The sequence below is a fragment of the Nocardia australiensis genome (assembly GCF_020733705.1).
Lineage (GTDB): Bacteria > Actinomycetota > Actinomycetes > Mycobacteriales > Mycobacteriaceae > Nocardia > Nocardia australiensis.
The window spans coordinates 152,282-176,604 of the sequence record NZ_JAJFZM010000003.1 but is presented as its reverse complement, the minus strand read 5'-3'; the positions used below and the strand labels follow the sequence as shown (position 1 = coordinate 176,604).

The window sequence follows — 24,323 nt, the reverse complement described above, 5'->3', positions numbered from 1 at the left end:
ACCCGGAGCAGACAGGGCCGGGGAGTGTCGATCGGAGGCTACGGCGAGACCGCGACGCCGAGGGACTGCGCGGTCACGAACTTGGGGCCGTCCTCGCCGTAGAACACATCGATATCGCGGACCTCGAAGCCCGCGTCTTCCAGAATCGCGCGAATGTCGCGATCGAGGTTGCACCCACCCGCGATGGCTTTCTGGATCGGATTCAGCCGGTGCTGCCACAGCTGCACCTTGGGATCCGGTGCCAGGCCGTGCTCGACGAAATGCAGGGTGCCACCGGGGACGAGGACCCTGCGCACTTCGGCCAGCGCCGTCGCGATATCGGGGATGGTGCATATCGTCCAGGTCGAGAGCGCGGCCTCGAAGCAGTTGTCGGGAAACGGCAGCGATTGACCGTCGAGTCCGGCCCGCTCGATCGGCACAGTTGCCTGCGCGATTCGTCCGGCGGCCAGCTTCCAGCCGAGGTCGGCCGGTTCCACCGCGCTCACAGACTTGACCGTGGCGGGATAGAAGGGCACATTGTGGCCGGATCCGAACCCGATCTCGACGACCCGGCCGTGCAGTCCTGCGCACGTCCGTTTGCGCAGCGGATTATTGAATCGCATACCGCATGCCAGGTTGACCAGGCGCGGCACGAACTGATCGTTATAGAGTCCCACCCCCTGACTTTGGCACAGGCGACCACTGCGTACCAAGGACTGCAATCTCGTGGCGTCCCGGGTGCGGGGTCGGCCGATAGCGGCTCGACACGAGTCCGCGCCTGATCGACGCCGGGGCATGCGAGGGCCGGGCGTGCCATGCTGGCGCGGTGACCGAGTTCCGGGTGTGGGCACCGAGTGCCGAGGTGGTGCGGCTGGCATTGGATACGGCGGTACATCCGATGGACCGGTCGGCGGGCGGCTGGTGGCAGGTCGAGGTCGCGGCCGGGGCAGGCGCGCGATACGGGTACCTGCTCGACGATGACCCGACCGTGTTGCCCGACCCTCGCTCGCCACGTCAGCCCGACGGTGTCCACGGCCGCTCCGCCGTACACACAGTCGATCCGGCCCGGTGGACCGACCGGCACTGGACCGGACGGCCGTTGGCGGGCTCGGTCTATTACGAGCTGCATATCGGTACCTTTACCCCCGAGGGCACCTTCGACGCCGCGATCGAGCGGCTGGCGCATCTGGTCGAGCTCGGTGTCACGGTGGTCGAACTGATGCCGGTCAATGACTTCGACGGGACACACAACTGGGGTTACGACGGTGTGCTCTGGTATGCGGTACACGAAAACTACGGTGGACCCGACGGGCTGCAACGCTTCGTGAACGCCTGCCACGCACAGGGTTTAGCGGTCTGTCTCGACGTCGTCTACAACCATCTCGGCCCGTCGGGCAACTATCTGCCCCGTTTCGGTCCGTATCTGACTCAGGGGCGCAATACCTGGGGGCAGAGCCTGAATCTGGATGGGCCGGACTCGGATGCGGTGCGCCGCTACATCATCGACAATGCGCTGCGCTGGCTGCGCGAGTTCCACATCGACGCGCTGCGCGTTGATGCCGTGCACGCCCTGGTCGACCGGACCGCCATCCACCTGCTCGAAGAACTCGCCATCGAGACCGAACGATTGGCCGCACACGTGAGCCGGCCGCTGACCCTGATCGCGGAAAGTGATCTCAACGATCCGCGACTCGTCACGCCGCGCGCCGCGGGTGGTTACGGACTCACCGGGCAGTGGAACGACGATCTGCACCATGCGGTGCATACGGCGGTATCCGGTGAAAGGCAGGGCTACTACGCGGATTTCGGTTCTCTGTCCTGTCTGGCGCGGACGATGACCCATGGGTTCTTCCACGCCGCGACGTTTTCCAGTTTTCGCGGCCGTGTCCACGGCAGGCCGCTGCGCCGAGACCTGATCCCGGGTAGCGCTCTGCTGGCCTATACCTGCGATCACGACCAGATCGGCAATCGCGCCATCGGCGACCGGCCGAGCTCCTACCTCACCGCCGGTCAGCTGGCGATCAAGGCGGCGCTGGTGTTGTGCTCGCCCTATACGCCGATGCTGTTCATGGGCGAGGAATGGGGTGCGCGCACGCCGTTCCAGTTCTTCACCTCCCACACCGACCCGATGGTCGGTGCCGCCACCGTGGCCGGCCGCAGGGCCGAGTTCGCCGAGCACGGCTGGGGTGCCGAGGAAGTCCCCGATCCGCAGGATCCCGCGACGTTCCTGCGGTCGAAACTCGACTGGCTCGAGCCCGAACAAGACCCGCACGCGCGGCTGCTCGCCTGTTATCGCGACCTGATCGCGCTGCGGCGGGCTCGGCCGGAGATCACCGATCCGCGGCTCGAGCGGGTATCGGCCGATTACGACGAGCAGCGACGGTGGTTCGTGTTGCGGCGGGGTTCGCTGCGGCTGGTATGCAATCTGTCGCCGGATCCGGTCACCGTGCCGGTCGTAGGCGCCGTCGTATTGGCTTGGGAACACCCGATCAACAGCGAAAATGCCTCGGGCACAACGATTCCGGGGTACTGCTTCGTGATCCTCGGATAGCCGGGGACGGCCACGGAAGCCGAGGTCGCGCAGCCGGTTTCGGCGGCGCGAAGGTGGCGTTGCCGAGTCAACCGGAGATCTTGATCCGGCCATGCTGGCTGGATCAGACGGCGATGGCCTGGCTGCTGCCGTTCGTCGTAGCCGGGCTGCGCACCTCACGATGGGCAGCGCCGGCGACGAAGCAGCTCGCGGCCTGACTCAGGTGAGGTAACGGTAGGCGGGTGACCCCGGTTCCAGCTGTTCGGCCTGGATGGGGGAGTCCGTCATCCGCTGTAGCAGTGCGGCGAGTCCCTCTGGCGCGCCGAGTTCGATGCCGACCAGCGCCGCACCGGTTTCCCGGTTGTTGCGCTTGACGTATTCGAACATCGTGATGTCGTCGTCGGGGCCGAGTACATCGTTGAGGAAGCGGCGCAGCGCGCCCGGCTCCTGCGGAAAGTCAACGAGGAAATAGTGTTTCAGGCCGCGGTGCACCAGCGAGCGTTCGATGATCTCGCCGTAGCGCGACACATCGTTATTACCGCCGGAGACCAGGCACACTACCGTCGATCCCGGTTCGATCGGGATCTCGGCGAGCGCCGCGACCGCGAGCGCGCCCGCGGGTTCCGCGATGACGCCTTCGTTCTGGTAGAGGTCGAGCATGGCCGTGCAGATGGCGCCCTCGTCGACCTGCAACATTTGGAAAGACCCTGCGCCCCTGGGGGATTGGGTGGCGATGAGCAGCGGCAGCGAGCCGTGCGATACCACCGTGCTACCGAATTCCGCGACCGCCGCGTAGGGCACGGCGCCGATCCTGCGTACGGCGGCGCCGTCCACGAACGGGTCGATCTCCGGCAGCGTCACCGGACCACCCGCGACCAGCGCCGCGGTCATCGAGGCCGCCCCTGCTGGTTCCGCGCCGAGGATGCCGGTGCGCGGCGACCGGGCGCGCAGGTAGGTGCCGATCCCGGCCAGGCAGCCACCGCCACCGACCGGCACCACGACGAGGTCCGGGGAGGTGCCGAGCTGTGCCAGGATTTCCACGGCGATGGTGCCCTGACCGGCTGCGGTGCGCGCATCGTCGAATGGCGCCACCATGGTGGCCCCGGTGCGCTCGACGTCGGCTACTGCGGCGGTTGCCGCGGCGTCGTATGTTTCCCCGACCGCGATCAACTCCACGAATTTGCCGCCGTGCGCCCGGATGCGATCGCGCTTCTGCTTCGGCGTCGTGGTCGGCACGTAGATGCGGCCCTTGATGCCCATCGCCTTACAGGCGAAGGCCACGCCTTGGGCGTGATTACCCGCGCTGGCGGCGACCACACCCGCGGCCCGCTCGGCCTCGGTGAGCTGCACGATCAGGTTGTAGGCGCCGCGCAGCTTGTAGGAGCGTACGGCCGAGAGGTCTTCGCGCTTGAGGTAAACCTGCGCGCCGGTCAACTCGGATAGACGGGCACTGAACTGCAGCGGAGTCGGCTCGATAATGTCGGCAATTCGCTTGGCGGCGGCGTCGATCTCGTCCGCGCTCAGCGCTGGACGGTCGGCGGATAATTCGTCGAGAAGATCAAGCGAATTGGACACCCGAAATATGCTGCCACCCGCCGCGTCGGCAGGACACGGCGGGTAGGCGGACGGCTGATTCGTCGTTATCGCCGAACTACTGGGCGGTCAGTACGAAGACCGGGATCTGCCGGTCGGTTTTCGTCTGGTAATTCGCGTAGTCCGGCCATACCGCGACCGCTCGCTCCCACCATATGGCCTTCTCATCGCCGATTACCTCGCGGGCGAGGTAATCCTTGGTTTCGGTGCCATCGCGCAGCTCGACGTGCGGATCGGCCTTGATGTTGTAATACCAGACGGGGTTCTTCGGTGCGCCGCCCAGCGAGGCGACGATCGCGTACTCGCCATCGTGCTCGACGCGCATCAGCGGGGTCTTACGCAACTTGCCGGTCTTCGCGCCTCGCGTCGTGAGCAGGACAACCGGCTTGCCCTGCATTGAGGTGGCGTCAGTTCCTCCGGAGGCTTCGTACGCCTCCGCCTGCTCTCTGGCCCAGTCGGATGTGCTCGGTGCGTATTCACCTGTGAGTGGCATAGCTCGGGCAACGCGGCAGCGTCCGCCGATGTTCCCGGCCACTAATGTTTGGTGGACCAAACTTAGATATACGTATATCCTGACGGCATGGCAACGGATCACCCCTCCACGATTGAGCTCGCGGGCACCGCGTGGCCGATCTATAAGCTCGAGGCGCTCGCCGCCGGGCTGGTGACCTGCCTGATTCTCGCCGTGATCACCGGCTCCCTCCAGAGCGCGGTGCTCGTCGCGGCAGTCGTCTGTGCCGCTCGCTGGGTGCTCGCCCGCGCGGGCCTACGCCGGAAGTCGACGGCCGATGGCCGAGCGGGCCGAGTTCTCGCCACGCACTGACCCGGCGGTCTCCGGACCCGGACATCGCCGAAAAAGTCGGCGATAACCGATAACGCACGCTCAGGCCGCGTCGAGGGGCAGGTTCGCCAGTTCTGCGCGTGACTGCACGTCCAGCTTCGGATACGCCTTATACAGGTGGTGGCCGACGGTACGGGGGCTGAGGAACAGTTGGGCGGCGATATCCCGGTTGGACATGCCCTGGGCGGCGAGGCGGACGATCTGTAGTTCCTGTGGGGTGAGCCGGGCAAGGATGCCCTTTGCGGGGCGGACGGCGGAGCCGACGCCGAGTGCGGCGAGTTCGGTGCGGGCGCGCTCGGCCCACGGCGCGGCGTCGAGCCGTTCGAAGGTTTCCAGCGCCGGGCCGAGTTGGTTGCGTGCGTCGATCTTGCGGCGGTTGCGGCGTAGCCATTCACCGAACAGCAGTTGGGTTCGCGCCTGTTCGAACGGGCGGCCGCCGAGCCGCAGCGCGTCCTGAAAGCTGTTCTCCGCCTTTGCCTCCGGTCCGATGATGGCGCGGCAGCGTGCGGCGAGGGCCGCGATCCACTGCTGGTGGGAGCTCTCGGCCCAGGTCTGTAGTCGAGCGAGTGCGTCACCGGCTCGCCCCTGGTCGCCGAGCCGCGTCGCCGCCTCGATCAGATCGGGTATCGCGCGCAGACCCGCGACATGATGGCGGGCGGGTTCGGAGGTGAGTAGTTCCAGCCGGGACATGGCGCTGTCGACCTTGCCGAGACCGAGCTCGAGTATGCCGAGCGCGGCGTGCGTCCACGGCGCGCCCGGGGCGGCGGCGCCGCCGAATTCCTCGGCAAGTGCGCGCTCGACCAGCTCGCGGCACTCGCGTTCGCGTCCTTCGAGCGCGGCGAGGTAGCCCAGAAAGCTGCAGAGTTGGCTGATCCAGTGGTTGTGGCCGATGTCCTCGGCGATCCGCAGTCCTTCGGTCGCGGCGACGCGGCCCTCACCCGGCCTGCCGAGGAACAGTTCGGCCTCGGCGCGGAAGAAGAGCAGCGTCGGCAACAGCGCGATACGACCCTGCTCGCGGCACTCGGCGATGAGCGTGGCCGCCAGATCCGCGACCTGCTCGTCCTGTCCGACAACCAGGCCAACGCCACACATTTGCACCAGATCACGGGGACTGTCGGTGCCACGGTCACGTGCGGCGGTTGCGGCAGCCCGCAGGTCTACGATCCGTCTGCCATCGATACCGGCGACGGTGTACTCGGCGATCGGTGTGATCGGGTCGGACGCGGGCAGTGCCAGCTCGGTCAGGTGGGCGGCGACCTCGGTCAATTCCGGCGCACCGAGATACCAGGCTGTGTGCACCGCCTGCAGCAGAATCCGAGCCGCTCGTACCGGTGCGTCCTCGCGCGCCAGTTCCGCACCGGCCAGCAGCAGGCGGTGTGCCGAAAGCGGTTTACCCGCACCGAATTCCGCGGTCGCCCGGACCAGATCGAGCCGAGCGTGCAACAACGGGTCGGCGCTCTGGCTCGCGGCGCGCTCGGCTACCGCGCGGGCACGATCCAATTGTCCTGCCTCGCCGGCGGTTTCGGCGGCGAGTACGAGACGGCGGACTCGGGCGACCGGGTCGATACTCAATCCGGCCGCGCGTTCGTAGGCGGCGACGGCGCCGGCGTATCCGCTGCGCCGCCGCGCACGTTCGGCGGTGTCCTCCAACGCGGCCGCTGTCGCTTCATCGGGACCCGTTGCGGCCGAGGCCGAATGCCAGGCGCGCAGGTCCGCGTCGGTGGCATCGGTCAAAACGGTGGCGAGCGCGTTGTGCGCGGCGAGGCGCTGGGCCAGCGGGGCACCCTGATACACAGCCGAACGCAGCAAGGGGTGACGGAAGTTCAGCGTCTGCCCGTTGCTGTGCACGAGTCCGGCGTCCGCGGCGGATTGTAGGTCGAGCAGCCCGACACCGAATGACTCCGCCGCGCGCAACACCGTCGCGAGTTCGTCGGTACCCGCGGCCGCGGCAATCAGCAGCAGCGTGCGCGTCGGCGCGGGCAGCCTGGTCACCTGGCCGTGGAAGGCGACCTGTAGGCGCTGTGTCAGCGGTAAGGGGTTCATTCCCGCCGCCGATCCCGGTGCCTCGGTGGCCAGCACGACGGGCAATTCCAGTAATGCGAGCGGGTTACCCGCCGCCTCGGCGAGCAGTCGATACCGCAGCGCGGGGGCGAGATCGGCGGTGCGGCTGTCCACCAGCGCCGCCGCGGCGTCCTGACGCAGTCCGGTCACCAACAGTTCGGGCAGCCCTGAGGTGGGAAAATCATTGTCCCCCCGACGGCTCGCGAAGATGATGACAACACCCTCGGCGTCCAGGCGCCGCGCGGCGAACCGCAGTGCTTCGGCGCTCGCCCGATCCAGCCATTGCGCATCATCGATCAGGCACAGTATCGGCCCGTCGGCGGCTTCTTCGGCCAATAGTGAAAGCACCGCCAGCCCGATCAGCATGCGGTCGGCCGGATTGTGCTGTGCCGCACCAGTAGCGACCGGACCGGAATCCAGGCCGAAAGCGCCGCGCAGTGCGTCGCGCTGTGGGCCGGGCAGCGTCTGCACCAGCTGGATCCCTGGGCGCACCAGCAGGTGTAATGCCGCGAACGGCAATTCGGCCTCGGACTCGATACCAGCGCTTCGCACCGTCGGAATATCTTGGGCCGCCGCGTAGTCCAGCAGCGCCGTCTTCCCGATTCCCGGATCGCCGCGCAGCACCAGAGCGCCGCTGTGACCTTCGCGCGCATCGTGCAGAAGCCGGTCGATATGTGCTTGCTCGGCTTCTCGTCCATGGAGCATCTGCCCACCGTAGCCGCCAGGCATATGTGGGAGCGCAGCTCCAGGTGGGCGTTCACCCTGGCCGGTCCGCATCGACGCGCACCACGATCAGGTGCGCCGCACCTGGGAGCTGGGTCAGGCAGGCCGTCGCGCGGTTGAGGTCGGTCTGGATGTCACGGTTGCGGCGGTCGCATCACACAGGTACCCGAGTTCCGCTGCATGAATACGTGCTGGTCAGACTGCCTCGCGCATTGGCGTTCCCGGAGTAGCGTCGGCCATATGGCACACGAGGACATGAGCAGCCGGGGACCGTCGTTCCACGCCGATCAGGTCGATTCGGGACAGATCGACATGCTCGTCGCCCTTCTCGACGCGCAGGCCGCGCTGCCGGGCATCAAACGGATGCGCCGATGGGCGCACGACGCGCTCGCGGTCGGAGTGGGGGAGCGTGCCCTCGACATCGGGTCGGGCACCGGGTCGGAGGCGATGACGTTCGCCGAGCGAGTAGGCGCCGACGGCGACGCGGTCGGGATCGACCCGAATCCCGCCATGGTGGCCCTCGCCCGTCGTCGCGCCGCAGCAGCCGGTTCGGCCGCCCGATTCGCCGAGGGCTCAGTGTACCGATTGCCGTTCCCGGACGGGTATTTCGATGCGATCCGATGCGAGCGGGTCTATCAGCATCTCGACGATCCGGTGGCGGCCACCGCCGAGATCGCGAGGGTGCTGCGACCTGGCGGTCGGGTGCTGCTCATCGATACCGACTGGCATACCGCCATCACGCATCCGGGTGATCCGTCGGTCGTCGCGGCGATGTCGGCGTCGTTGCTGGTGAGTACCCCCAATCCGCGCTCTGGTCGACGACTACGTGGCCTGCTGGTGGCCGCGAACTTCGTGATCGACGATATGGGCTCCGAGGCGGTGATCTGGGAGCCCGCCACGGCGCTGCCGCTGTTCGGCGAGATGTCCAGGCGTGCGGTGGAAGCCGGTGCGATCACCGCCGAGCAGCACGATCGATTTCGCGCCGATCTGGACGCGGGCTTCGCCGCCGGCGACTACCACCTGTCGGTGACGATGTTCGCGGTATCGGCGCACAAGCGGTAGCCGATGACTGAGCCCAATCGAGGTGAAGTGCGTTGTTTTCATTAACATCCCGAGCGTGGACAGCGATGATTCGAGTAGTCCGGTACGCAGGTTTCGAACGGGGATGTGGCGGGAGAATTAGCCCATGAAACGTCTGGTGATTTGTTGTGACGGCACTTGGAAGGCCGAATCGAGCAACACGGTATCGAACATTATCAAGATCGCGCAGACGATCAGTTTCGAGGCGAAGGGGCCCTCGGGCGAGACGATCCAGCAGTGGGTCAGCTACGTATCAGGGCCGGGCGCACGCGGATTCCTCGCCGATCGCCTGATGGGCGGTGCCTTCGGGCTCGGGCTCGAGGCGAATCTGTCCTCGGCCTATTGGCATCTGGCGCTGAACTGGGAGCCGGGCGACGAGATCTACATTTTCGGCTTCAGCCGCGGCGCGTTCACCGCGCGCAGCCTGGCCGGGCTGATCGGTCGCATCGGGATCATGACTCCCGATGCGATGATCGCCGGTAAATACCCGGACGCCTTGCGGATTCATCAGCAGCCCGCGCCGGTGCGGACGAAGGAGAACCCGGCACCGCCGGAGCCGCCGGAGTGGATCGACTTCCGCCGCGAGCACTGCCGTCATCCCGCCAAGATCGACTTCCTCGGCGTGTTCGACACCGTCGGCGCGCTCGGTGTACCCGGGCTGACCTCGCTACGGTACCGATTCCACGACGTGAAGCTCTCGTCGAATGTGCACTGCGCGCGGCACGCCCTGGCGATCGACGAGCGGCGGCGCAATTTCGAGCCGTGTCTCTGGGAGGTGCCGATCGAGCCGAATATCAAGTACCGCCGCAACTTCCAGCGGGTCAAGCAGGTGTGGTTCGAAGGTGTGCACAGCGACGTGGGTGGCGGCTACACCGAGTGTGGCTTGTCCGATATCACCCTGCAGTGGATGGTGACCGAGGCCGAGTCGGTCGGTCTCACCTTCGACAGGCAGCGACTCGAGACGCTGGCACAGCAGTGTCGCGCCGCGAGGGGCGCCGAACACGCCAAGCTGCATGATTCCCTTGGCGTCGGCTACCGAATCCTGAATCTGGTTCGGGCGCTCCGTCATCCGCGCAGTAACCGCTTCCTGTGGAACTCTTGGCGGCGACTTGAGACGCCGCGGGATCAATGCGTGCGGGTCGCGTCGAGCACCCAGGACATGCCCGATTACGAGCCCGCGAATCTGCGGCGCTGGCGTGCGGAGTTCGGCGGTATGTTCCCGGAGTACGTCATCGAGCAGACCGGTGCGGTGACGGCGCCGTCACCGCACGAGCAGGGCGACGGGCAGGCGAGTGAAGAGCTTTTCGAGCCGGGCGCGGCCCTGGAAGGTGTGGCCGGTCAGCCGGTCGGTCCAGCTGCCCGGTGGTAGCTCCAAGGTAGTGTCGCCCCAACCGGTTTCGGCGAGGCCCACACTGTGCCGGGTGGCCGCGACGATCACCTCGGGTGTCTCACCGGCTCGGCCGCGAGCGAAACTCACCAGTCTGCTCGCGTGGTCACCGGTGGCGAACAGCGGCAGGTAGGTGCCGCCGACGAAGCAATCCGGGCGTTCCCGGCGCAACCACAGCGCATAGGCGACGATCCACATCTTCGCCGCGCCGTTGGTATTCAAAGCCGGTGTGCCGGTGAGTGATTGCAGTAGTCCGGCCCGCGCCCCGAAATCCACCGGGCGCCGGTTGTCAGGATCGACAAGGGAGTCTTCCCACAACTCGCAACCCTGGTAGATGTCCGGGATGCCAGGGCCGCACAGTTGTAAAAGCTTCTGCGACAGCGAATCCGACCAGGCATGCGGTGCCATTTCGTGCACTAGATCGCCTATTTCGGAGCCGACCGGGCCATCGATCACCGTGTCGAGCCAGCCGTGCACCTTCGTCTCGAACTCGGCGTCGGGTTCCTCCCATGAGGTGTGGACGCCCGCTTCGCGAATCGCCTTCTCGGCGAACCGGTGCAATCGCTCGCGCAGACCGGATACCGATGAGGCGGGTCGCCCGTCGGCGGGCCAGACACCGAACATGTTCTGCAGCAGGAACAGTGTCGTCGCGCCGTCGGGACCCGGCGTGGACTCCTGCCAGGACTCGACCGCCCGCGACCAGGTCTCCGCGACCTGGGACAGCACTCCGATCCGGGCGCGTACGTCCTCGCCGCGCTTCGTGTCGTGGGTGGACAGGGTGGTCATCGTGGCCGGCCAGCGCTGTGCGCGTTCGCTATTGGACAGGTGGAACTCGTTGAGCGAGTGGCCGAATCGGGCCGGGTTTCCGCCGACCTCCTGCAATGACACCAGCCGCGCCGCCTGATAGAACATGGTGTCCTCGACAGCCTTGGCGGTCAGCGCCCCGCAGACCTGGCTGAAACGCACACCGGCCTCGCCGCCCGCGGCCAGCGCGGCAACCAGTACTGCCAGCGGCGCGGTGAGTTCGGTGTTGCGTTTCTCCACCTCGGCGACGACCGCGCCGGTCATACCGGCCAGCGGCGCATAGTCGACCCGGTACACCGGCATGAACGCCAGCACCTCGATGGTGGCATTGGTCAGCGCCATGGTGTCGAAACTCTCGGCGCGCGCGTCGCGTTTGACAGCGCTGACCAGCCGCCGGATCTCCGGCGCCAGAATGCTTTCCGCTACCGCGCGTTTGATCCGATGTTCGGTCTCGCCGATCCACGTGCGATCGCTGCCGTGCCCGGCGATCCGGCGCGACAGTTCGGTCAGCGTGTTCTCGCCGTCCGGGTAGATGAGCACCCCGCCGAAATCGGCGAGCGCGTCATAGCCGGTGGTGCCGTCGATCGGCAGGGTTGTGTCGAGGGGTTCGCGGTTCGCGAGGATCTTTTCGACGAGTAGTAGCCGTTGCGGGCCGATGAGCCTGCGCAGCTTCGCCAGATAGGTGGCAGGATAGGACAATCCGTCGGGGTGGTCGACCCGTACACCGTCGATGAGGTCGTGTTCGCACCATGCGGTGAGTTCGCGATGGGTGACCTCGAAGACCTCGGGGTCTTCCTGGCGTATCGAAGCCAGGCTGCTCACGGCGAAGAACCGACGATAGGTGCACAGCCCGGCCTTCCAGCTGACCAGGCGATAGTGCTGCTTGTCGTGGATTCGCAACGCATTGTCGCCATCGGTGTCCGTGGCGATCGGGAATCGCAGATCGTGCAGTGCCAGCATCGGTTCCGCGCCGGTGCGATCCACCGTCAGTGCGGCGGGGTCGTTTTCGCTCTGTAGCACCGGCAGCGCCAGCCGTCCGCCCGCGCCGTTGCCCGGACTCCAGTCGATATCGAAGTAGTGCGCGAACTTCGATTCGCGCCCGTTGCGCAGCACATCCCACCACCACGGGTTCTGCTGCGGATCGGCGACGCCGACATGGTTGGGCACCAGATCGACGATCAACCCCATGCCGCGGCTGCGCACCTCATCCGAGAGCGCCTTGAGCCCGGCCGGGCCGCCGAGCACCGCCGACACGGTGGTGGGGTCGGTGACGTCGTAGCCGTGCGTCGAACCGTGCGCCGCGGTGAGGATCGGGGACAGGTACAGATGCGAGATACCGAGCTGCTGTAGGTATTCCGCGATGGTGCGAGCGTCGGCGAAGGTCAGCGCGTCGGGCCGTAGCTGTAGCCGGTAGGTGCTGCGGATCGGGGTCTGCCTGGACTGGGTGCGGCCGAGGGAGATCGGATCGGTGAAGTGTGTCTTGGTCTCGGTCATCGCTGTGTCGGTCATGGGGTGCAACGGAGGGCGAGCAGGCAGCGGGCGGGGATGGGGATCGTGGCGGCCGCCGGATAGTCGGCCTCGGAGCGGCCGTCAGGCACCGAGCAGTCCAGTGCCACCGACCATTCGGTGCCGTAATCGATACCGGGCAAGGTGAAATCGAGGGCGGCGTCGTGCGCGTTGAAGCACAGCAGGAATGAATCGTCGGTGATCTGCTCGCCGCGTGGGCCGGGTTCGGGAATGCCGCGCCCGTTGAGATACACGGTCAGTGATTTGCCGAAGCCGCTGTCCCAATCGGCGGGCGTCATCTGCTGACCGGCCGGCGTCAGCCAGGCGATATCGCGGGCATGCTCCTCGGACCGGATCGGCCCGCCCTTCAGGAATCGCCTGCGCCGGAAGACCGGATGCTCGGTGCGCAATGTGATGACGTTGCGGGTGAAGTCGAGCAGGCTCGAATTCGTCTGCATCAGTGACCAATCCATCCAAGCCAGCGCGGAATCCTGGCAATACACATTGTTGTTCCCCTGTTGGGTTCGCCCCATTTCGTCACCGTGTGCCAGCATCGGGGTGCCCTGGCTGAGTACGAGCGTCGCCAGCAGATTGCGACTTTGCTTGTCGCGCAACGCGAGCACCTCCGGATCGTCGGTGGGGCCTTCCGCACCGCAATTCCAGGAGCGATTCCAGGTTTCACCGTCGCGGTTGCCCTCGCCGTTGGCCTCGTTGTGCTTCTCGTTGTAGGACACCAGGTCTCGCAGTGTGAAGCCGTCGTGCGCGGTGATGAAGTTGATGCTTGCGGTCGGTCTGCGGCCGGTGTCTTCGTAGAGGTCCGAGGAGCCGGTGAGGCGGGAGGCGAACTCGCCGAGTGTCGCGGGCTCGCCGCGCCAATAGTCGCGGACGGTGTCGCGGTATTTGCCGTTCCACTCGGTCCACAGTCCCGGGAAGTTGCCGACCTGATAGCCGCCCTCGCCGACGTCCCACGGTTCGGCGATCAGCTTGACCTGACTGACCACCGGATCCTGTTGCACCAGATCGAAAAACGTCGACAGCCGGTCCACGTCGTGCAGTTCGCGGGCCAGGGTGGCGGCCAAGTCGAAGCGGAACCCGTCGACGTGCATGTCGAGCACCCAGTAGCGCAGCGAGTCCATGATCAGCTGCAACGCGTGCGGATGACGCACGTTGAGGCTGTTGCCGGTGCCCGTGTAATCCATGTAGCGCGACGGGTCGTCGTCGGTCAGCCGGTAGTAGGCGGCGTTGTCGATACCGCGAAACGCCAGCGTCGGGCCCAGGTGATTGCCCTCGCCGGTGTGGTTGTAGACCACATCGAGGATCACTTCGATGTCCTCGGCGTGCAGAGCGCGCACCATCGCCTTGAACTCGGTGACCGCCGCGCCGCCGCGCGGGCTGGCGGCGTATTCGTTGTGCGGTGCCAGATAGCCGAAGCTGTTGTAGCCCCAGTAATTTCGCAGGCCCTGGTCCAAAAGGACATGGTCGTGCAGGAATTGGTGCACCGGCATCAGCTCGATCGCGGTGATGCCGAGGCTCTTCAGGTGTCCGACGATGGCCGGGTGCGCGATGCCCGCGTACGTGCCGCGCAGCTCCTCCGGGATATCGGGGTGCGTCATCGTCATGCCTTTGACGTGCGCTTCGTATATCACCGTCTCGTGGTAGGGCCGCTTCGGCGCGCGGTCGGCGCCCCAATCGAAGAATGGGTTGATCACGACGCCGGTCATGGTGTGCCCCAGCGAATCCAGGCCGTAGGTGTAGAGCGACGGATCATTGTCGAATTCGCCGTCGAACGCCTTGCCGTAGGGATCGAGCAGCAATTTACTTGAATCGCACCGCAATCCACGATCCGGGTCGTAGGGCCCGTGTATTCGGAAACCGTAGCGCTGGCCCGGGCCGACGGTGGGCAAATACGCGTGCCACACATAGGTGTCGACCTCGTCGAGTGGCACCCGGGTCTCGGTGCCGTCCCTGGCGATCAGGCACAGCTCTACGGCAGCGGCGACCTCGGAGAACACCGAAAAATTGGTGCCTGCCCCGTCGTAGGTCGCGCCCAACGGGTAGGCGGTGCCGGGCCACACACCTAGTGGCGTCACGTCACCGGGTGCTGCGTCGGGCTGAACCATAGCAACGAGATTAGCGGCAGCGGTGTCGCGTTCTGTCCGCGTGGTGAGGGCCGCGGGCGTCAGTCCTGGTCGTAGCTGGTTTTCTACCAGCGATGCTGGTAGCATGCCCGCCTGGTGACGCGGGCAAGACTGCCCAGTGCGGCGCGTTGTAGCCACGCGGGGATGTCCGCGAGATAACCGTCCTGGTAATCCCACAGCAACGCGAGGGCCAGCAGGTCACGCGGCATGCGCGAGCGGGTGGGTTCCCGCGGTCTCCAGGTTGTGCCACAGCTCGAACATGGCCCAGTGCCGCAGTGGTGGACGGATTTCGTGGTCGAACTCGGTGTCGGCTGTCTCACTCCAGAATTCGTGCACGACATGGGGTGGGGCCGTCATCGAATCGCCGGGATTCACGATGGTTTCGGTGCCGTCGACGATGACGGGCAGCCGGCCGGTCGGTGCGTACCAGGTCGGCGAGTAGTTTCGTGTCACCGGCGTCGGATTTGGCACCGGAGAGTACGGGGTCGCCACCCTGGCTATCCAACCGGCGCCAGTCGCTAAGCCGTCGCCCCTCGGGTCGGGAACCGGTATGCCGGTCTCGACTACCCAGCCGCCCTCGGCAGCGTCCGGCGCGCTCGTCGCACGAGTGCATCACCATAGCCCGTCGAACTCGCCCACCTCCGGTGGTAACTTGAACGCTGTTCAAGCTCGCCCCGGAGAGGCTGGGGCCTTCGCTCGACCGCGAGGAATCCCTGTGGCAATGACCCCCGACGAGATCACGGCAATCGATGCCGAACATGTTTGGCATCCCTACGGCGGCTTCCCGGCGACGACCGAGCCGCTCGTGGTGGCCTCCGCGTCCGGCACCAAGCTGACGCTGGCCGATGGGCGGGAACTCGTCGACGGCATGAGCTCGTGGTGGGCGGCCATTCACGGCTATCGGCATCCGGTACTGGACGCGGCGCTGGTCGAGCAGTCGCAGCGGATGAGTCACGTGATGTTCGGTGGACTCACCCATGAGCCCGCGACCCGGCTGTCCGAACTGCTGGTCGAGCTCACGCCGTCTGGGCTCGACAAGGTGTTCCTGTGCGATTCGGGGTCGGTGTCGGTCGAGGTCGCGGTGAAAATGTGCCTGCAGTACTGGCGTGCGGTCGGCAAGCCGGACAAGCGGCGGCTGCTGACCTGGCGTGGTGGCTATCACGGTGACACGTTCACCCCGATGAGCGTCTGCGACCCAGACGGCGGCATGCACGCGCTGTGGACCGATGTACTGGCCACCCAGATCTTCGCACCCGCGCCGCCGCGCGACTACCGGCCCGGCTATGTGGCCGAGCTCGAGCGGGTGCTGGCCACGCACGCCGGCGAACTCGCCGCCGTCATCGTGGAACCGGTGGTGCAGGGCGCGGGTGGTATGCGCTGGCATGATCCGCGCTACCTCACCGAGCTGCGCCGACTGTGTGACGAACACGGTGTGCTGCTGATCTTCGATGAGATCGCCACCGGATTCGGCCGCACCGGAAGGCTCTTCGCGGCCGACCATGCCGGGGTGAGCCCGGATGTGATGTGTGTCGGCAAAGCGTTGACCGGCGGGTATCTGACCCTGGCCGCCGCGTTGTGTAGCACTCGTATCGCCGAGACCATCAGCGCCGAGCACGGCGGCCTGATGCACGGCCCGACGTTCATGGGCAACCCACTGGCCTGCGCGATTGCCGTGGCCTCGATAGAACTACTGCGGCAACGGGATTGGCGCGGCGAGGTCGACCGCATCGAAACCGAGCTGACCGCAGGGCTGGCACCTGCCCGCGCGCTGCCCGGGGTCGCGCAGGTGCGAGTGCTCGGGGCAATCGGCGTCATTCAGCTCGATCATCCGGTGGATATGCGAAAGGCGACCGACGCGGCCGTCGCGGCGGGTGTCTGGTTGCGGCCCTTCCGCGATCTGATCTACACGATGCCACCGTTCATCAGCAGCACCGAGGATGTCGAGCGCATTACTACCGCCATGGTCGCGGCGGCGATCGCCTGATCGGGCGGCTGCCAGGCCCGATATCGCGACCCGGTCACCTGAACGTCGCATTGTCGGTGGTCGCCGGGGTGGCAGTGGCGCTGCGAGCGGTGCCGGGCAGTTGTCGGCGCTGAACGTCGACGACACCCGAGAGTGAATCCTGAACGGTGTTCAAGTATGCTCCGGAGCTGTGGTTACCGATCCATTGGGCTGGTTGGACGAGCGTGCCGCCGAGCGAGTGAGGGCGGGATTGCGTCGTGCGCTACGACCACGGGCGATGTTGTCGTCGTCGATCGACCTCGCGTCCAATGACTACCTCGGGCTGGTGCGCCACCCGGAGGTGATCGAGGGCGCGGTCGACTCGGTACGACGCTGGGGGGCCGGGTCGACCGGGTCGCGGTTGGTCACCGGCACCACCGCCGAACATGAGCTGTTCGAAGCCGAGCTCGCCGAATTCGTCGGGGCGGAGACCGGATTGGTGTTCGCGTCGGGGTATGCGGCGAATCTCGGGGTAGTGACCGCGCTGGCCGGGCGTGGGTCGCTGGTCGTCTCCGACGCGGGCAGTCACGCCTCGCTTGTTGATGCCTGCCGGTTGTCGCGGGCACGGGTCGAGATCGCGGCGCACCGGGATGTGGACGCGGTCGATCGGCTGCTGGCCGAGCGTACGGAGGAGCGCGCACTCGTACTCACCGATTCGGTGTTCAGCGCAGACGGCGACCTGGCCCCGTTGGCCGAATTGCATCGGGTTGCGCGGGCCAATGGCGCGGTGCTGATCGTGGACGAGGCGCACGGGTTGGGGGTGCGCGGCAGTGGTGGGCGCGGGCTGGTGCACGAGGTCGGTTTGGCCGGAGCCACGGATGTGGTGATCACCGCGACGCTCTCCAAAGCCTTGGCCGCACAGGGTGGTGTGGTGTTGGCCGACGCGCGTGTCCGCGCGCATTTGATCGATACCGCGCGCACCTTCATCTTCGACACCGGACTCGCTCCCGGGGCTGTCGGTGCCGCGCGCGCGGCGCTGGCACTGTTACGTCGTGAACCGGAGATGGCGGGCCGGGTTCTGGAGCGGGCCGCCGATATCGCACGCATTGCCGGTGTGGCGGCACCGGATTCGGCGGTGGTGTCGGTGGTGCTCGGCGAGGCGCGGCTCGCCTACGACGCCGCGCAGAACTGCCGGGCGCGTGGTCTGGATGTCGGCTGTTTCCGGCCGCCGTCGGTGCCGGAGGGTACTTCGCGGCTGCGGCTCACTGCCCGCGCCGACCTCACCGCCGATGAACTCGACGTCATCGCAACGGTTCTCGGCGAGGTACTGGCCGAGGCGCGCGGATTGGATGTGTTGCGCGCATGAGTGATGACACTGCGGCACCGGCACCGGCACCGGCACGTATCGCTGCGATCAACAAACTGCCGTCGGTTGGTCTGAGTGCCAACATGATCGTCGCGGTGGGCATCCTTGGATCGGCGGGCGCGGCATGAGCGTCTTGCTGATCACCGGAACCTCGACCGATGTCGGTAAAACCATCGTCACTGCCGCCATCGCGGCGAGCGCGCATGCCGCCGGTCGATCCGTGGCTGTCTGCAAACCGGCCCAAACCGGCATCGCCCCAGGCGAACCCGGCGATCTCGCCGAAATCCAACGCCTTACCGGGGTGCCCAGAGCAGTCGAACTGGCGCGTTACCCCGACCCGCTGGCCCCCGACACCGCGGCACGGCGATGTGGACAGCCCGCATTGACACTCGGTGAAACCGTCGCCGCCATAGACGATCTCGCCGACGCCGATCTGACCCTGGTCGAGGGCGCGGGCGGCCTGCTGGTCCGATTCGGTGAATTCACCCTCCTCGACCTCGCCCAAAAACTCACGGCCCCGGTGCTTGTCGTCGCAGCCGCCGGTCTGGGAACCCTCAACCACAGCGAATTGACTACGCGTGCACTGCGATCGGCGGGCGTCGAGTGCGCCGGCCTGGTAATCGGCTCCTGGCCGTCGCACCCGGACCTGGCAGCCGAGTGCAATCGCACAGATCTGCCGACGGTAACCGGCGTAGACATTATCGGCGCTGTCCCCGCCGGTGCGGCCGCCATGAATCGCGAACATTTCACTACCGCGGCTCCTGGGTGGTTCACCCGCGCTTGGTGACGTGTCGGTGCGCATCTGACGGCTTTCGGTGCCTGTGCCCGCGTGTGGACGTGAAGGATCGCAAACACTTCACTGCTGAGGCTCCCGGGTGGTTCCATGCCTGGCAGGTACCGGGTGGTATCTGAGTTCCGTGCCGTTCTCAGCGGCCGATGACCGGCCGCATGCGGCGACGTCGTGACGTAATAGACTGCGCTACTTCGCCTTCGGGCCATGTCCAGCGCTGTGATTCACGCGGACACAGTGGCCGCCAGCCCCGCGAGTTCGCGCCATTGCGGCATCGGCAGCTCGGCGGCATCGGCGGTCAGCACCTGGAGGCAGACGTGGTCGGCACCGGCCGCGAGGTGCTCGCGCACCCGCCGCTCGATCGCGTCGATGTCTCCGTAGGCGACGATCGCGTCGACAAGGCGATCGCTTGGACCGCCGACGATATCGGCGTCACCGAATCCGAGCCGCCGCACATTCGCCTGCTGATGCGGTGCCGATTCGACATACCCGGCGACATGCGCACGGGCCACCGCCCGCGCACGGGTTCGGTCGGTGTCCAGGACTACGGCCTGCTCTACGGCCAGGGTGGCGTGCGGACCCATGATCCGGCGGGCGAGTTCGGTGTGTTCGACGGGCACGAAATACGGATGTGCGCCCCCCGTGCGCTCAGCGGCCAATTCGAGCATCTTCGGTCCGAGCGCGGCGAGCACGCGGCGCGGCGCCGGGTCTGGAACTGGGCCGTGGTGCGGTACCGCGTCCATCGCGTCGAGATAGTCACGCATCACCGTCAGTGGCCTGCTCCCGATCGCGGGCATCGGATAGCCGTCGAGCACGCCGGTTTGCCCCCCGACCCGGTGACCGCCGAGTCCGAGCAGGAAGCGGCCGGGGAACGCGTCGCCGAGCGTGCGTTCCGCGGTCGCCATCGCGATCGGATCGCGGAAGGCGACATTGGCGATTCCGGCGGCGACCACGACGTGCTCGGTCGCGGTGAGCAGCAGCCACGCCTGCCCCATTGCTTCCCGGCCGAACGCCTCGCCGAACCACAGTGTGCCGTAACCGAGTTCCTCGAGTTCGGCGGCCGCATCACGGACTCGTCCGGCGGGCTGGCTCTCGAACGCGAACGTCCAGATCCCGACACTGCCCAGTTGCTGTTCTGTCATTACATCTCCCAGATCGTTCCGGAGAGGTTCTCCGTTTAACTTGGGATACGATACGGAGAACTTCTCCGGATGACAAGAATTGACGAAGGGGCCGGTATGCGAGCCGACGCGCAGCGCAACTACCAGCGCGTGCTGAGTGCCGCCGCCGAGACGTTCGCCGAGGAAGGCCCAGACGCGTCGCTCAACGAGATCGCCCGTCGCGCGAATGTCGGACCGGGCACGCTCTACCGGCACTTCCCCAGCCGGCAGGCATTGTTGGGGGCGGTGCTGCGCGAGCGCATCGAAGCATTACGCGCGCGAGCGGACGAATTGATGTCGGCCACTGACCCGGATGACGCACTACGCGAATGGTTGCGCGCATTCCTGACCCACGCACGGACCGACCACGGCCTCGGTGGAGTCGCACTGACCGACCCGGTCGATCCAGGGTTCGACTGTCATGCCGCGATTCACGAAGCCGCCCATGCCGTGCTGGCACGCGCCCAGCGGGCGGGTAGCGTGCGCGAGGATGCCCGCGCGGGCGATGTCATCCAGCTCGTTGTCGGCATCGCCCTGACCACCGCCCGGCACGGCCCCGACCCCGACCGGCCCGAACGCCTCCTCGACCTCGTCTTGGACGCGCTCTACGAGAAGCACTCGTCGCCGCGCGCTACGCGGCCATAGCTCGATGGATCGGGTGGCCGCGCCTGGTTATTCACCCGAGCCCGGGCGGCGGTGGGTACTAGGGTTTATCCATGGGCAGTACCAAAATCGGCTGGCATGTGAACGCACCGCGGGCAGTTGTGTATCGGCTGCTCCTCGACCCGCGGGCGGTGGCGATTTGGCAGGTGCCGACGGGGATGACCAGTCGAGTGCATGAATTCGATGCGCGGGAAGGCGGCGCATTCCGGATCTCGCTCACCTACGACGAGCCGACCGAAGCGGGCAAGACCAGCGCGCAGACCGACACCTTTCACGGGCGATTCGTGACATTGGTGCCGGACGAGCAGGTAGTTCAGATGGTCGAATTCGAGACCGACGACCCGGCGGTGCGCGGCGAAATGACCATCACCTACCGGCTCACCGAAGCCGACGGCGGCACCGACATCATGGCCATGCACGACGGCCTGCCCGGCGGCGTCCCGCTCGACGACAACGAGCTCGGCTGGCGCATCTCGCTCGGCAAGCTCGCCGCACTCGCAGAGACCGGCGAGGTGCCATGAGCGAACAACAGGGCACAGCCGAGCAGTCGCTCGTGACGGAGCCGAACCCTCGCGAGGCGCAGTCATGAGCGTGGTGCGTTACCGCACGGCGTCGTCGGCGCGTGGCTCGACGGTGGAGGCGGGCACCATGTTCCAGCGTTCGAACTGCTTGCGGATCTGTTCGGCGGCGTCGATATTGAGCGGACCGCTGGTCCACATCGCGTAGGGCAGGTTCAGGAAGTGGCCCTCGGTGATGGCGCGGAGTTGATTGATGCCCGGTTTGGCGCGTAGCAGGTCGACTTTCTCGGCGAAGGACTGTTGTGGGTAGTCGACGAACATAATCGCGTCGGGGTCGGCGGCGGCGAGGCGTTCCCAGGAAACCGTGGTCCAGCTGTCCTCGACGTCGTCGAGGATATTGCGGGCGCCCGCTGCCTCCAGGATCGCCTGGGGCGCACCGAATTTGCCGCTCGAGTAGATGGTGTCGCTGGCGCTGTCGAATAGGAAGACGGTCGGTTCGCGATCTGGTTGTGGTGCGGAATTCAGGGCCGCGAGCCTGCGATCGAGGTCGGCGGTTACCTCGGTGGCGTGGTCGGTGTGGCCGGTGATGGTGCCGAGATTGGTCAGGTCGGTGCGCAGTGCGGTCCACGGATCGGTAATGCCGCGCTGGCGTTCACCGTCGAGCTGGCGGCAGCTCTCGGTGAGCACGTAGGCGGCGACGCCGTCCTTGCGTAATGTGGCCGGGGTGAGGTTCTTGGCCTCGTCGTAGCCGTAACTCCAGCCCGCGACCATGACGTCAGGACGCTGAGCGAGCACTGTTTCGCGCGAAGGATACTCGGGGGCAACCGTTTTCAACTCATCTACCACCGGGCCGTAATGTTTGCGCAAGGTGTCCGCGTCGCGCTGCAGGCTCGAGACCGCAGCGACCTTGTCCTGCGCGCCGAGCGCGAGAACCATCGAGATCAGGTTGCCGTCATTGACGAAAAGGCGCTGCGCGGGTGCGGGAAACAGTACGTCGGTATCGCAATTGCGCAGGGTCAGCCCAGTGGTCGCCTGGGTCTGGCTGCCGCATGCTGCCAATGCCGCGACAAGTACGGACGTGGCAAGAGCTCGGGAAATAGGTTTCATGGGTGCGCCTTTCGGAGGGTTGATCGAGCGCGTCGGCTCACCGGTCGCTGCGGGTCAGGAGCGGCCGGGCGTGCCGGTCGTTGATCGAAGGCCCGAGGCCGAAAGAGGTGGCCGTCGCTGGATAGCCGATATCGGCGGTTTGCCGAGTGCCGCGATCGGTGGTTCACGAGCGCGCCTCGCGCGGGGTGATCAATAGATGCGAGTCGCCCGTATCGGGATGCGGGACGCGGATCGCGCGAACGTCGAAAACCTCGTCGACGATGTCGGGCCGCAATGCGGCCGCCGGTGGTTCCAGCGGGTGGGCACGGCCTTTGTGTAGCACCAGAATTCGGTCGCAATACCGATCGGCCAGCGAGAGATCGTGCAGGGCCATGACCACCGTGCGGTTCAGCGTGCGGGTGCGGGCGAGTAGCTCTAGCTGATGGGTGATGTCCAGGTGGTTGGTCGGTTCGTCCAGTAGCAGTAGTGGCGTGTCCTGCACCATCGCCCTGGCCAGCAATACGCGTTGTCGCTCACCGCCGGAGAGCCGGTGCACCGGATGCTCGGCGAACCCGGCCAGATCGACGGCCGCCAGCGCCTCCTCGATCGTGCGGTGTTCCCGTGGTGAACCCGCACCCCACGGTGGTAGGTAGGGCGTGCGCCCCAGTGAAACCACCTCGCCCGCCCGCAGATCGGCGGGTGGCCGTTCGTCCTGCGCTACGAGTGCTACGGTCCTGGCGCGTTGCCGCTGCGAAAGCTCGTGCAGCACCTGCCCATTCGCGAGCACCTGCCCCTGCTTCGGCCGCTTGATACCGGCGAGCACATGTATCAGTGTGGTCTTACCACTGCCGTTCGGGCCGACGATGCCGATGATCTCCCCGGCGCGGACGCTGAAATTCGCGTCGGTAACTATCGTTCGGCGCCCGGCCGCACACGTCAGGCCATTCACTTGCAACGTGATCATGATTCACCGAACTGGTAGCGGCGGCGACCGAGCAGGATCAGGAATGCGGGTGCGCCGATGAGGCCGGTCAGTACGCCGACCGGAATCTCGGTGGGGCGCACCAGGATGCGGGTCGCCGCGTCGGCGATGACGAGGAACAGTGCGCCGCACAGGGCGCAACTGGGTAGCAGGATGCGGTGGCGGGGGCCGACGAGCAGGCGGGCGGCATGCGGAATGACCAGCCCGACGAAACCGATACCGCCGGAGACCGCGACGAGCACGCCGACCAGCACCGCGAGTAGCGCGAACAGACCGATGCGCAGTGTCTTGACCGGGACACCAACGGACGCAGCGGTTTCGGCGCCGAGAGTGAGCCCGTCCAGCCAGCCGCTGGCCGCCAGCAGCGCGAGGCCGCAGGCGATGACCACGCACAGCGGTAACACGATCTTCGTCCAGTCGGCGCCCGCGAGGCTACCGAGCAGCCAGAACAGGACCGATTGTGCCGCAGCGGGATCCGAGCTGCGGAAGACCAGATAGCTGCTCAATGCCGCGAACGCCGAGCCGAGAACGGTGCCGGTCAGCACCAGCCGCAGCGGCGTCAGCCCGCCCTGCGCGACGGCGATCACGAACACCAGCGCCGCGGCCGCGAACGCCCCCGCCAGCGCTCCGCCGGATAATGCCCACACTCCGGCGCCCGCGAAGAGCCCGGACGTGATGACCGCCGCCGCCCCCACGCCGGCACCGGACGACACGCCGAGCAGGTACGGGTCGGCCAGCGGATTGCGCACCAGCGTCTGCATTGCCGCACCCGCGAGGGCCAGGCCCGCACCGACGATGGCGGCGAGCAGGGTGCGTGGCACCCGCAACTGCCACACGATGGTGTCCAGGCTCAGATCGGTGGCCGCGCGGCCGGTCAGCCGGTGGCTCAATACCTCGAGCACCGATGACACCGGCAGGGTCTCGGCACCGAATCCGGTCGCGATGATCATCGCGCACAACAGCAGTATCCCGAGAACTGGAATGACGATCGACGTCCGCATACGGATCATCGTCGGTGCTCCATAGGCAAGTCGCGGCCTCTCTAGAGTTGTCTAGGCGAGGGAGGTCTGACTTTCGCCGCGAGGGCGATCACAGTGGCGCGACCGTTCCGGAATTTCACCGGGATTCCCGCACCCGCCGGGGATGACCAGCCGAACTTTACCGGGCGGTCGGG

General features: G+C 66.7%; 23 protein-coding genes. 11 read left to right on the top strand and 12 right to left on the bottom strand.

What is annotated here, in order from left to right; translation table 11 throughout:
* Window positions 1-38: 38 nt before the first annotated feature.
* Window positions 39-656: a class I SAM-dependent methyltransferase gene (locus LKE06_RS20120; RefSeq protein WP_228000853.1), complete on the bottom strand. Its 618-nt coding sequence runs from the start codon at window positions 654-656 to the stop codon at window positions 39-41.
* A gap of 149 nt (window positions 657-805) precedes the next feature.
* Here LKE06_RS20120 and treZ point away from each other — a divergent pair, with 149 nt between their 5' ends.
* On the top strand, window positions 806-2,530 hold the full coding sequence (gene treZ, locus LKE06_RS20115; RefSeq protein WP_228000851.1) for a malto-oligosyltrehalose trehalohydrolase: 1,725 nt from the start codon (window positions 806-808) through the stop codon (window positions 2,528-2,530).
* 59 nt (window positions 2,531-2,589) lie between these two features.
* The gene (locus LKE06_RS20110; RefSeq protein WP_228000849.1) at window positions 2,590-2,727 is read left to right on the top strand and encodes a hypothetical protein; all 138 of its coding nucleotides are present in this window, start codon (window positions 2,590-2,592) and stop codon (window positions 2,725-2,727) included.
* Between the two features lies 1 nt (window position 2,728).
* Here the strand turns inward: LKE06_RS20110 and ilvA are convergent, their stop codons facing one another.
* Window positions 2,729-4,084: a threonine ammonia-lyase IlvA gene (gene ilvA, locus LKE06_RS20105; protein WP_228000847.1), complete on the bottom strand. Its 1,356-nt coding sequence runs from the start codon at window positions 4,082-4,084 to the stop codon at window positions 2,729-2,731.
* Between the two features lie 76 nt (window positions 4,085-4,160).
* Window positions 4,161-4,595 (bottom strand): nitroreductase family deazaflavin-dependent oxidoreductase, encoded by a 435-nt coding sequence (locus tag LKE06_RS20100; RefSeq protein WP_228000844.1) that lies wholly within the window; start codon window positions 4,593-4,595, stop codon window positions 4,161-4,163.
* Window positions 4,596-4,682: 87 nt separating this feature from the next.
* On the opposite strand from LKE06_RS20100, the gene LKE06_RS20095 reads away from it, so the two are divergent.
* Entirely contained in the window at window positions 4,683-4,925 is a 243-nt protein-coding gene (locus tag LKE06_RS20095; protein ID WP_228000843.1) for a hypothetical protein, read from the top strand.
* Between the two features lie 60 nt (window positions 4,926-4,985).
* Here LKE06_RS20095 and LKE06_RS20090 read toward each other — a convergent pair whose 3' ends face one another.
* Entirely contained in the window at window positions 4,986-7,709 is a 2,724-nt protein-coding gene (locus LKE06_RS20090; protein ID WP_228000842.1) for an ATP-binding protein, read from the bottom strand.
* Window positions 7,710-7,967: 258 nt separating this feature from the next.
* Here LKE06_RS20090 and LKE06_RS20085 point away from each other — a divergent pair, with 258 nt between their 5' ends.
* Window positions 7,968-8,789: a methyltransferase domain-containing protein gene (locus LKE06_RS20085; RefSeq protein ID WP_228000841.1), complete on the top strand. Its 822-nt coding sequence runs from the start codon at window positions 7,968-7,970 to the stop codon at window positions 8,787-8,789.
* A 124-nt stretch (window positions 8,790-8,913) separates the two neighbouring features.
* Window positions 8,914-10,176, top strand: coding sequence for a T6SS phospholipase effector Tle1-like catalytic domain-containing protein (locus LKE06_RS20080; RefSeq protein ID WP_228000840.1), 1,263 nt, complete (start codon window positions 8,914-8,916; stop codon window positions 10,174-10,176).
* Here the strand turns inward: LKE06_RS20080 and treY are convergent.
* The 4 genes from treY to LKE06_RS20060 all read right to left on the bottom strand — a co-directional run bounded on the left by treY (window position 10,069) and on the right by LKE06_RS20060 (window position 15,095).
* Window positions 10,069-12,507, bottom strand: coding sequence for a malto-oligosyltrehalose synthase (treY, locus tag LKE06_RS20075; protein ID WP_228000839.1), 2,439 nt, complete (start codon window positions 12,505-12,507; stop codon window positions 10,069-10,071). The genes LKE06_RS20080 and treY overlap by 108 nt on opposite strands.
* Window positions 12,504-14,624 carry a glycogen debranching protein GlgX gene (gene glgX / locus LKE06_RS20070; RefSeq protein WP_228000838.1) on the bottom strand — a complete coding sequence of 707 codons (2,121 nt, stop codon included), beginning with the start codon at window positions 14,622-14,624 and terminating at the stop codon, window positions 12,504-12,506. Before glgX ends, treY begins: the two co-directional genes overlap by 4 nt.
* 83 nt (window positions 14,625-14,707) lie before the next feature.
* Entirely contained in the window at window positions 14,708-14,851 is a 144-nt protein-coding gene (locus LKE06_RS20065; RefSeq protein ID WP_228000837.1) for a hypothetical protein, read from the bottom strand.
* Window positions 14,841-15,095: a cupin domain-containing protein gene (locus tag LKE06_RS20060; protein WP_228000986.1), complete on the bottom strand. Its 255-nt coding sequence runs from the start codon at window positions 15,093-15,095 to the stop codon at window positions 14,841-14,843. Before LKE06_RS20060 ends, LKE06_RS20065 begins: the two co-directional genes overlap by 11 nt.
* A 268-nt stretch (window positions 15,096-15,363) precedes the next feature.
* Between LKE06_RS20060 and LKE06_RS20055 the strand changes: the two genes are divergently transcribed.
* The 4 genes from LKE06_RS20055 to bioD all read left to right on the top strand — a co-directional run bounded on the left by LKE06_RS20055 (window position 15,364) and on the right by bioD (window position 18,737).
* A complete protein-coding gene (locus LKE06_RS20055; protein ID WP_228000967.1) occupies window positions 15,364-16,626 on the top strand; it encodes an adenosylmethionine--8-amino-7-oxononanoate transaminase in 1,263 nt (420 codons plus the stop codon).
* Between the two features lie 169 nt (window positions 16,627-16,795).
* Entirely contained in the window at window positions 16,796-17,950 is a 1,155-nt protein-coding gene (locus LKE06_RS20050) for an 8-amino-7-oxononanoate synthase (protein ID WP_228000836.1), read from the top strand.
* Window positions 17,947-18,078, top strand: a complete 132-nt coding sequence (locus LKE06_RS32650) for a hypothetical protein (protein ID WP_255649457.1) — start codon at window positions 17,947-17,949, stop codon at window positions 18,076-18,078. Before LKE06_RS20050 ends, LKE06_RS32650 begins: the two co-directional genes overlap by 4 nt.
* Entirely contained in the window at window positions 18,075-18,737 is a 663-nt protein-coding gene (bioD, locus tag LKE06_RS20045; protein ID WP_228000835.1) for a dethiobiotin synthase, read from the top strand. The genes LKE06_RS32650 and bioD overlap by 4 nt, the downstream gene beginning before the upstream one ends.
* Before the next feature lie 227 nt (window positions 18,738-18,964).
* Here the strand turns inward: bioD and LKE06_RS20040 are convergent, their stop codons facing one another.
* Complete coding sequence (locus LKE06_RS20040; RefSeq protein ID WP_228000834.1) at window positions 18,965-19,882, bottom strand: TIGR03620 family F420-dependent LLM class oxidoreductase; 918 nt, start codon at window positions 19,880-19,882, stop codon at window positions 18,965-18,967.
* A gap of 69 nt (window positions 19,883-19,951) precedes the next feature.
* Here LKE06_RS20040 and LKE06_RS20035 point away from each other — a divergent pair, with 69 nt between their 5' ends.
* Both LKE06_RS20035 and LKE06_RS20030 read left to right on the top strand, forming a co-directional pair.
* Window positions 19,952-20,545, top strand: coding sequence for a TetR/AcrR family transcriptional regulator (locus LKE06_RS20035; protein WP_228000833.1), 594 nt, complete (start codon window positions 19,952-19,954; stop codon window positions 20,543-20,545).
* 71 nt (window positions 20,546-20,616) lie between these two features.
* Complete coding sequence (locus LKE06_RS20030; RefSeq protein WP_228000832.1) at window positions 20,617-21,084, top strand: SRPBCC family protein; 468 nt, start codon at window positions 20,617-20,619, stop codon at window positions 21,082-21,084.
* A gap of 78 nt (window positions 21,085-21,162) precedes the next feature.
* On the opposite strand, the gene LKE06_RS20025 is transcribed toward LKE06_RS20030, so the two are convergent.
* The 3 genes from LKE06_RS20025 to LKE06_RS20015 all read right to left on the bottom strand — a co-directional run bounded on the left by LKE06_RS20025 (window position 21,163) and on the right by LKE06_RS20015 (window position 24,159).
* On the bottom strand, window positions 21,163-22,188 hold the full coding sequence (locus LKE06_RS20025) for an ABC transporter substrate-binding protein (protein WP_228000831.1): 1,026 nt from the start codon (window positions 22,186-22,188) through the stop codon (window positions 21,163-21,165).
* 163 nt (window positions 22,189-22,351) lie between these two features.
* Window positions 22,352-23,131 carry an ABC transporter ATP-binding protein gene (locus tag LKE06_RS20020; RefSeq protein ID WP_228000830.1) on the bottom strand — a complete coding sequence of 260 codons (780 nt, stop codon included), beginning with the start codon at window positions 23,129-23,131 and terminating at the stop codon, window positions 22,352-22,354.
* On the bottom strand, window positions 23,128-24,159 hold the full coding sequence (locus tag LKE06_RS20015; RefSeq protein ID WP_228000829.1) for a FecCD family ABC transporter permease: 1,032 nt from the start codon (window positions 24,157-24,159) through the stop codon (window positions 23,128-23,130). The genes LKE06_RS20020 and LKE06_RS20015 overlap by 4 nt, the downstream gene beginning before the upstream one ends.
* Window positions 24,160-24,323 lie beyond the last annotated feature (164 nt).

What these genes read in the sequence shown, in the direction of transcription:
- LKE06_RS20100 (WP_228000844.1), bottom strand. Translation starts at nt 4,595, where the DNA reads ATGCCACTCACAGGTGAATACGCACCGAGCACATCCGACTGGGCCAGA.
- LKE06_RS20095 (WP_228000843.1), top strand. Translation starts at nt 4,683, where the DNA reads ATGGCAACGGATCACCCCTCCACGATTGAGCTCGCGGGCACCGCGTGG.
- LKE06_RS20090 (WP_228000842.1), bottom strand. Translation starts at nt 7,709, where the DNA reads ATGCTCCATGGACGAGAAGCCGAGCAAGCACATATCGACCGGCTTCTG.
- LKE06_RS20085 (WP_228000841.1), top strand. Translation starts at nt 7,968, where the DNA reads ATGGCACACGAGGACATGAGCAGCCGGGGACCGTCGTTCCACGCCGAT.
- LKE06_RS20080 (WP_228000840.1), top strand. Translation starts at nt 8,914, where the DNA reads ATGAAACGTCTGGTGATTTGTTGTGACGGCACTTGGAAGGCCGAATCG.
- treY (WP_228000839.1), bottom strand. Translation starts at nt 12,507, where the DNA reads ATGACCGACACAGCGATGACCGAGACCAAGACACACTTCACCGATCCG.
- glgX (WP_228000838.1), bottom strand. Translation starts at nt 14,624, where the DNA reads ATGGTTCAGCCCGACGCAGCACCCGGTGACGTGACGCCACTAGGTGTG.
- LKE06_RS20065 (WP_228000837.1), bottom strand. Translation starts at nt 14,851, where the DNA reads ATGCCGCGTGACCTGCTGGCCCTCGCGTTGCTGTGGGATTACCAGGAC.
- LKE06_RS20055 (WP_228000967.1), top strand. Translation starts at nt 15,364, where the DNA reads ATGACCCCCGACGAGATCACGGCAATCGATGCCGAACATGTTTGGCAT.
- LKE06_RS32650 (WP_255649457.1), top strand. Translation starts at nt 17,947, where the DNA reads ATGAGTGATGACACTGCGGCACCGGCACCGGCACCGGCACGTATCGCT.
- bioD (WP_228000835.1), top strand. Translation starts at nt 18,075, where the DNA reads ATGAGCGTCTTGCTGATCACCGGAACCTCGACCGATGTCGGTAAAACC.
- LKE06_RS20040 (WP_228000834.1), bottom strand. Translation starts at nt 19,882, where the DNA reads ATGACAGAACAGCAACTGGGCAGTGTCGGGATCTGGACGTTCGCGTTC.
- LKE06_RS20035 (WP_228000833.1), top strand. Translation starts at nt 19,952, where the DNA reads ATGACAAGAATTGACGAAGGGGCCGGTATGCGAGCCGACGCGCAGCGC.
- LKE06_RS20030 (WP_228000832.1), top strand. Translation starts at nt 20,617, where the DNA reads ATGGGCAGTACCAAAATCGGCTGGCATGTGAACGCACCGCGGGCAGTT.
- LKE06_RS20025 (WP_228000831.1), bottom strand. Translation starts at nt 22,188, where the DNA reads ATGAAACCTATTTCCCGAGCTCTTGCCACGTCCGTACTTGTCGCGGCA.
- LKE06_RS20020 (WP_228000830.1), bottom strand. Translation starts at nt 23,131, where the DNA reads ATGATCACGTTGCAAGTGAATGGCCTGACGTGTGCGGCCGGGCGCCGA.
- LKE06_RS20015 (WP_228000829.1), bottom strand. Translation starts at nt 24,159, where the DNA reads ATGATCCGTATGCGGACGTCGATCGTCATTCCAGTTCTCGGGATACTG.